At 38.7% G+C, this 5459-nt stretch carries 8 protein-coding genes; 7 read left to right on the forward strand and 1 reads right to left on the reverse strand.

Going from position 1 to position 5459, the window contains the following annotated elements:
* The 7 genes from JQC92_RS20645 to JQC92_RS20675 all read left to right on the forward strand — a co-directional run.
* The coding region (locus tag JQC92_RS20645) for a hypothetical protein (protein WP_205001424.1) at positions 1 to 196 on the forward strand (196 nt) is incomplete at its 5' end.
* Positions 197 to 259: 63 nt separating this feature from the next.
* Positions 260 to 604 (forward strand): VUT family protein, encoded by a 345-nt coding sequence (locus tag JQC92_RS23340; protein WP_205001425.1) that lies wholly within the window; start codon positions 260 to 262, stop codon positions 602 to 604.
* The gene (tnpA, locus tag JQC92_RS20655; protein WP_205001426.1) at positions 546 to 851 is read left to right on the forward strand and encodes an IS66 family insertion sequence element accessory protein TnpA; all 306 of its coding nucleotides are present in this window, start codon (positions 546 to 548) and stop codon (positions 849 to 851) included. The genes JQC92_RS23340 and tnpA overlap by 59 nt, the downstream gene beginning before the upstream one ends.
* Positions 848 to 1195 carry an IS66 family insertion sequence element accessory protein TnpB gene (tnpB, locus tag JQC92_RS20660; protein ID WP_205001427.1) on the forward strand — a complete coding sequence of 116 codons (348 nt, stop codon included), beginning with the start codon at positions 848 to 850 and terminating at the stop codon, positions 1193 to 1195. The genes tnpA and tnpB overlap by 4 nt, the downstream gene beginning before the upstream one ends.
* Positions 1196 to 1278: 83 nt before the next feature.
* Positions 1279 to 2859, forward strand: coding sequence for an IS66 family transposase (gene tnpC / locus JQC92_RS20665; protein WP_205001428.1), 1581 nt, complete (start codon positions 1279 to 1281; stop codon positions 2857 to 2859).
* 29 nt (positions 2860 to 2888) lie between these two features.
* Entirely contained in the window at positions 2889 to 3305 is a 417-nt protein-coding gene (locus tag JQC92_RS20670) for a queuosine precursor transporter (protein ID WP_338049535.1), read from the forward strand.
* Positions 3306 to 3636: 331 nt separating this feature from the next.
* Entirely contained in the window at positions 3637 to 4056 is a 420-nt protein-coding gene (locus JQC92_RS20675) for a hypothetical protein (protein ID WP_205001429.1), read from the forward strand.
* A 195-nt stretch (positions 4057 to 4251) separates the two neighbouring features.
* On the opposite strand, the gene JQC92_RS20680 is transcribed toward JQC92_RS20675, so the two are convergent.
* Positions 4252 to 5154 carry a LysR family transcriptional regulator gene (locus JQC92_RS20680; RefSeq protein WP_205001430.1) on the reverse strand — a complete coding sequence of 301 codons (903 nt, stop codon included), beginning with the start codon at positions 5152 to 5154 and terminating at the stop codon, positions 4252 to 4254.
* Between the last annotated feature and the right edge of the window lie 305 nt (positions 5155 to 5459).

Genomic DNA, 5459 nt, shown 5'->3' on the forward strand with positions numbered 1-5459 from the left:
GGATCAGTATGAACTGGTTTCAATCGATTATGTAGACTCAGAAAAAGTAGTCTTTGCAATTAAGGATAAGTTGGCGGATAGAGTTTTAAAATTAACGCAAGAAGAACTGAATAACAGCCCCAACATCATCAATCATTTTAAACGTAATGAACTTTATAAAGTCGGTGTAGTATGTGGCAGCAAACTGAACAACTAAATTACACATTTAAATTCCACAAGCTTTCCATTTTATTGGCTTTTTACATTGTATTGTTATGTTATGTTATGTTTAACAGTATGCTTTGCCAATAACTTCATTAGTATTCAAGGGATCACATTACCCGGTGGAATTTTGGTTTTTCCGATTACATTTATCATTTGTGATGTTGTCAGTGAGGTTTATGGTTATTCTATTGCTAAAGCATTCATCTGGATCGGTATTATTGCCGAATTGATCTTTTCAAGTTTATCGCTCTTTATTAGTAAGCGAGTGGTGAACACCGTCTTCACTTTGATCTTCAGCTCTTTAAAATCTTTGCCATTACTTTCAAATAAAAGAGTGCGTAATGGCAAGGCATACTCCGCAGCATTGGCAAGAACTCGTTCAACAACAAAAACTCAGTAGTTTATCGGCAGCCGCTTTTTGCCGAGAACATAACTTATCAACTAAATCTTTCTATCATCATAGAGCTAAAGCAGCTCAAACTAAACCAACTGCGTTTTCTGAAGTTATCGTCAAGCAAAATATTTCGACTTCAAGCCCGATTAAAAGCCAAACTATCACACTAGCAACTTCTGTTGGTGATCTGGTTTTTCCTGCAAAAATCTATCCTCAAATTATTATCGATGTCATCAAAGGATTACAGTCATGATTATGTTTCAAGAGCTGCCCAAAGTGTATCTGTATCGTGATTTCATTGATTTTCGTAAATCCATAAACGGATTAAGTGCGGTGGTTGAGCAACAAATGGAATTGCCCTCTACCGATGGCAGCGTGTTTGTGTTCTGCAATAGACATCGAAATAAGCTTAAAATCCTTTATTGGGATAAGACAGGCTTTGCACTTTGGTATAAGCAGTTGGAGCGAGACAAATTCAAATGGCCAACCAAAATTGATTCTGAGCATATGGTGTTATCTGAGCAGCAGTTTCATTGGCTGCTTTCCGGTTACGATGTCGTGGGTCATCAACGTGTCTTTGTCGAAAGTTATTGCTGATTGATCGCTAAAATGAATGGTGATTTCATGAATTAGATCACTGCTTTTGCCTATCTTTCTTTGGTTTTTGGTAAAATATTGCCATGACCAAAAGCATCCAAACGTTACTCGACGACAACGCTTCACTTCAGCAATTACTGCTCAAACAACAAGCCCTGCTTGAAGAAAAAGACAGCAAAATTTCGGAGTTGAACCAGTCGTATCAACTCTTGCTGGAGCAATTTCGTTTAGCTCAGCATCATCGCTTTAGTAGAAGCAGCGAAGTTTGTGAGGTTCAAGGTGAGTTGTTTAATGAAGCTGAAACTCTGGCTGAAGACGATACTTTAGGGATTGATGCCACACCTGAGTCAGAAACAACTCCGCCCCAAACCAAAAAGAAACCTAAGCGCAAGCCGTTGCCTAAACACTTGCCCCGTGTTCAAGTGGTTCATGACATTGATGAAGTAGACAAACAGTGCGGTTGTTGCGGTCATCAGCTTCAACAAATGGGCGAGGATGTCAGTGAAAAGTTGGAGTTCATTCCAGCGAAAGTCAGAGTCATAGAAAATATTCGCTTAAAGTACAGCTGCCAGCATTGCGAAAAGCACGGTACTAATAGCAACATCAAACAAGCGCCAGTACCGAGTAGCCCAATACCAAAAGGTTACGCCACACCCAGCTTGCTTAGCCAAATCATCACCAGTAAATATCAGTACGCCTTACCGCTTTATCGACAAGAAACCCTATTCAAGCAACATGGCATAGAAATCAGTCGACGAACCATGTCGGACTGGATGATGAAGAGCGGCGCATTATTTAAACCCTTATATCAACTGTTGAGAGAAATACTGCTCTCACAACCCGTGATACAGGCAGATGAAACCACAGTAAAAGTCATCAATGATGAGCGGGCGAAGTCTTACATTTGGGTGTACTGCACAGGTGCAGATTCACCAGCATCAAGTAATCTTGCCTTCAAAGGTATCCCTATCCTGCGTAATATCGTGCTGTTTGATTATCAAAATGGAAGTCGCTCCGGTGCTTGTCCACTGAAGTTTTTGGGTGATTTTAACGGTTACCTGCAAACTGACGGCTATGCGGCTTATCACAAAGTTAATGCCGAGCTTATCGGTTGCTGGGCGCACGCAAGAAGAAAGTTTGTTGAAGCTCAGACAGCGCAAGGAAAAACTAAAGTTGGCAAGGTTAATGTCGCCATCCGTTTCATTCAAAAGCTCTCTGCGATTGAGAAAACCATTGCTGACTTATCTGTTGATGAAAAGCTGAAGCAACGACACATTAAATCCGAACCTATCTTGGCAGACTTTAAAGCCTGGCTGGATAAGTCTGCGCTGCAAGTATCGAGTAAAAGCAAACTGGGCGAAGCGATTAGCTACAGCTTAAATCAGTGGCGTAAATTGAAACGCTACACAGAAAGCGGCTTTCTGAACATCGATAATAACCGTGCAGAGCGAGCAGTAAAACCTTTCGTCATCGGCAGAAAAAATTGGTTGTTCAATATCAATCACAAAGGCGCTGAAACCAGCGCAATACTGTACAGCATAATCGAAACTGCAAAAGCTAACGGTCTAATTCCTTTTGATTACATTAATCATTGCTTGGAAGAGCTAGCGAAATCACCGACCGTACTTGATGGCTTGCTGCCATGGAATGTTAAGCTGGGCTAGATGCAATTCAGCGGACGTTCACCTTTATTATTCAACCTCCTCATCCTGAATTTTTCCAACATGCTGAAGCTTATAATACAGTTTTTAGACCGACGATGCGGTATGTGCTGTCTGGCATGGCTGGATTTTTATTGGGTGAGTTTCTAAATATATATGTACTTGCTAAGTGGAAAATTAAAGTGAAAGGTCGGTACTTCCCTTTTAGAAGTGTTTGTTCCACTGCAATTGGCCAAGGCTTTTTAAGTATTATTGTAGATTCGTTGGCATTTTACGGCAAAGTAACAAATCAGCAGTTGTTGACGATGATGTTCAGTGGCTGGGCAATAAAAATGATTTATAGCCTGTGCTTTGTGATGCCAGCTTGGGCTTTAGTTCATCATTTAAAAAAACGTGAAAATATTGATGTTTATGATACTAAAACCAACTTTAATCCGTTTAAGTTTTGAGTTGATTTGATAAAGCTTAGTTTGAACCTGTCGTTGAACATTAAAGTTTGATACCTCGACAATAAAGATTAGAACTATGACAATAAAGTTCGAAACTTTTTTAGACTTTTTGCGTAGTTTTCCTTTTGTTCTAACAATGTTTTGCCCCATTTCGTGTCTGCAACGATTCGTTGCAATGTTATATCTAATCACGAAGTATTAATACATTTGTTTATTTTTTTATGATGAAGACTATGGTGAGTAACATTGTTATTAGATGTAACTTTCTATTCTTAGTACAAATGTTTGAGAAGGTTTATCTTAAAAAAACTACTTTCATGAGGGGTTATTAATGTCTTTATCAGGAGTTGGATCGACAGAACTTATTTCTGAGTTTGATACTGGAAAAGAAGACTGGCATAAACTCAATACGAAAAGGAATCACATTGATAATAGGGGGAAAAAAAGTTCTCCTTTGGTTCAATCAATCTCACTAGCAGATTCAAAGGACGCAATACCTCACGAGGCTCTCCTTGCTCCGTCAAAATCGACTAAATCACATTATACTCGCACAGCAAAAGAACAGCATTTACTTAGAGACTGTAGTCGGCGTCTGCAAAGTGTTCGCACAAAAATAAGTGAAGTAATGAGGCAACTCCAGAGTCATAACAATTCAGGACAAAATGCAGCACTAACAGCTAAACTACAAAAATTAAAATCAAGTGAAGGCCATATTATTGCTGAATTGAATCAATTAAGACCTAGAAGTTAACCGTCACATGCAGCCGTGATTGCAATTTAAGTAACAACAATCTTTGTAACTAATTAAATGTGATTCCATAAACTATTTATAGATCATTTAGTTCCAAACCTGTGCCTGTATGATCGGCTGGCACACTTTTGTCCAAAGGCGGTTTACAGTGCGAAACACGGAAATGCCCCTTTCCTTGCTAGAGGTGCCCAACATTCAAGTCCAATTTGGAGTATCAGTTTTAAATTTTGACTTTAAAAAATCAACAAACACAATGACCTTTGGTGGTAAATGTTCTCGGTTGGGGTAGACCACATTTATTGCATGTCTTGGTAATTGATAATCATCCAGCACAGTCACTAAGGTGCCATTTTTCAATTCATTTTCGATGATGAAAAGCGGCATATTTCCTATGCCTATATCTTGAAGTAGGGCTTCTTTTAAAGCTTCGCTGTTATTCACCTGATAAGTCCCTCTAGGCTTTACAGAGTATTCTTCATTATCTTTAAAGAACGTCCATTCAAAGCCTGCACGGTAATATGAGTAAAATAAACAGTTATGCTTTTCTAGCTCAATTGGTTTTTCTGGCAAACCATTGACTCTTAAATATTGTGGTGTTGCGCATAGGAAGTTAGTGCAAGGAGCAAGTCGTTGAGCAATTAAGGAATTGTCGGGTAAATTTCCGACTCTGATACCGACGTCAATGCCTTCAGTTACATAATCAATCATCCTATCATCAAGGGAAAGCTCTACTTCTATATCTGGATGAAGGTTTAAAAATTCAGGCATTACTTTAGCGAGATGAAGGCGTCCAAAGGACATCGGAGCATTGATTTTTAGTTTACCCATTGGCTTTTGTTTTAGGCCTTGTAGTGCTTCAGCGCCCTGCTGAGCATGCTCGATCGCCTTGCTTGCAAAATCAAAATAAACTTTCCCCATTTCTGTCAAAGTCAAGCTACGAGTGGTTCGGTTAAAAAGTCTGGCATCCAAGTCATTTTCTAACTGGCTTATGCGTTTACTGATAGCTGAAGTCGTAATCTTTAATTCGGCAGCTGCTTTTGAAAACGAGCCGAGTTTAACTACTGAAACAAAAACTGGAAGAGCTGAAAGGTTATTCATCTGAATTTATTGTTAACTTATTTTCAATTATAAGTTTCCATTATTGAGCTTTATTCGTCAATAAATGTATTTAAAATACGCTGCTTGGATGAAGTTATTAGCGTATTGTATATGAAAAATAATCAGTTAAGGTTTTCCATTTTAACACTTGGGGCAGGTGGACTCTTAGCTCTCATGATTTACTTGGAACCCATCAAACATGGGTAACAAATTAAGAAGAAAAATCTGAGGAGAAAAGCTTTATTTTTGAGATAATAAGTCAACCACGACAACTATCAAAATAAAATGGCGATTCTGAACAAAAC

The organism is Parashewanella hymeniacidonis (assembly GCF_016900895.1).
In the GTDB taxonomy this organism is placed as follows: domain Bacteria; phylum Pseudomonadota; class Gammaproteobacteria; order Enterobacterales; family Shewanellaceae; genus Parashewanella; species Parashewanella hymeniacidonis.

Excerpts from the sequence above, each read along its gene's own strand:
- JQC92_RS20680 (WP_205001430.1), bottom strand. The coding sequence starts at position 5,154 with ATGAATAACCTTTCAGCTCTTCCAGTTTTTGTTTCAGTAGTTAAACTC.
- JQC92_RS23340 (WP_205001425.1), top strand. The coding sequence starts at position 260 with ATGTTATGTTTAACAGTATGCTTTGCCAATAACTTCATTAGTATTCAA.
- tnpC (WP_205001428.1), top strand. The coding sequence starts at position 1,279 with ATGACCAAAAGCATCCAAACGTTACTCGACGACAACGCTTCACTTCAG.
- tnpA (WP_205001426.1), top strand. The coding sequence starts at position 546 with ATGGCAAGGCATACTCCGCAGCATTGGCAAGAACTCGTTCAACAACAA.
- JQC92_RS20675 (WP_205001429.1), top strand. The coding sequence starts at position 3,637 with ATGTCTTTATCAGGAGTTGGATCGACAGAACTTATTTCTGAGTTTGAT.
- tnpB (WP_205001427.1), top strand. The coding sequence starts at position 848 with ATGATTATGTTTCAAGAGCTGCCCAAAGTGTATCTGTATCGTGATTTC.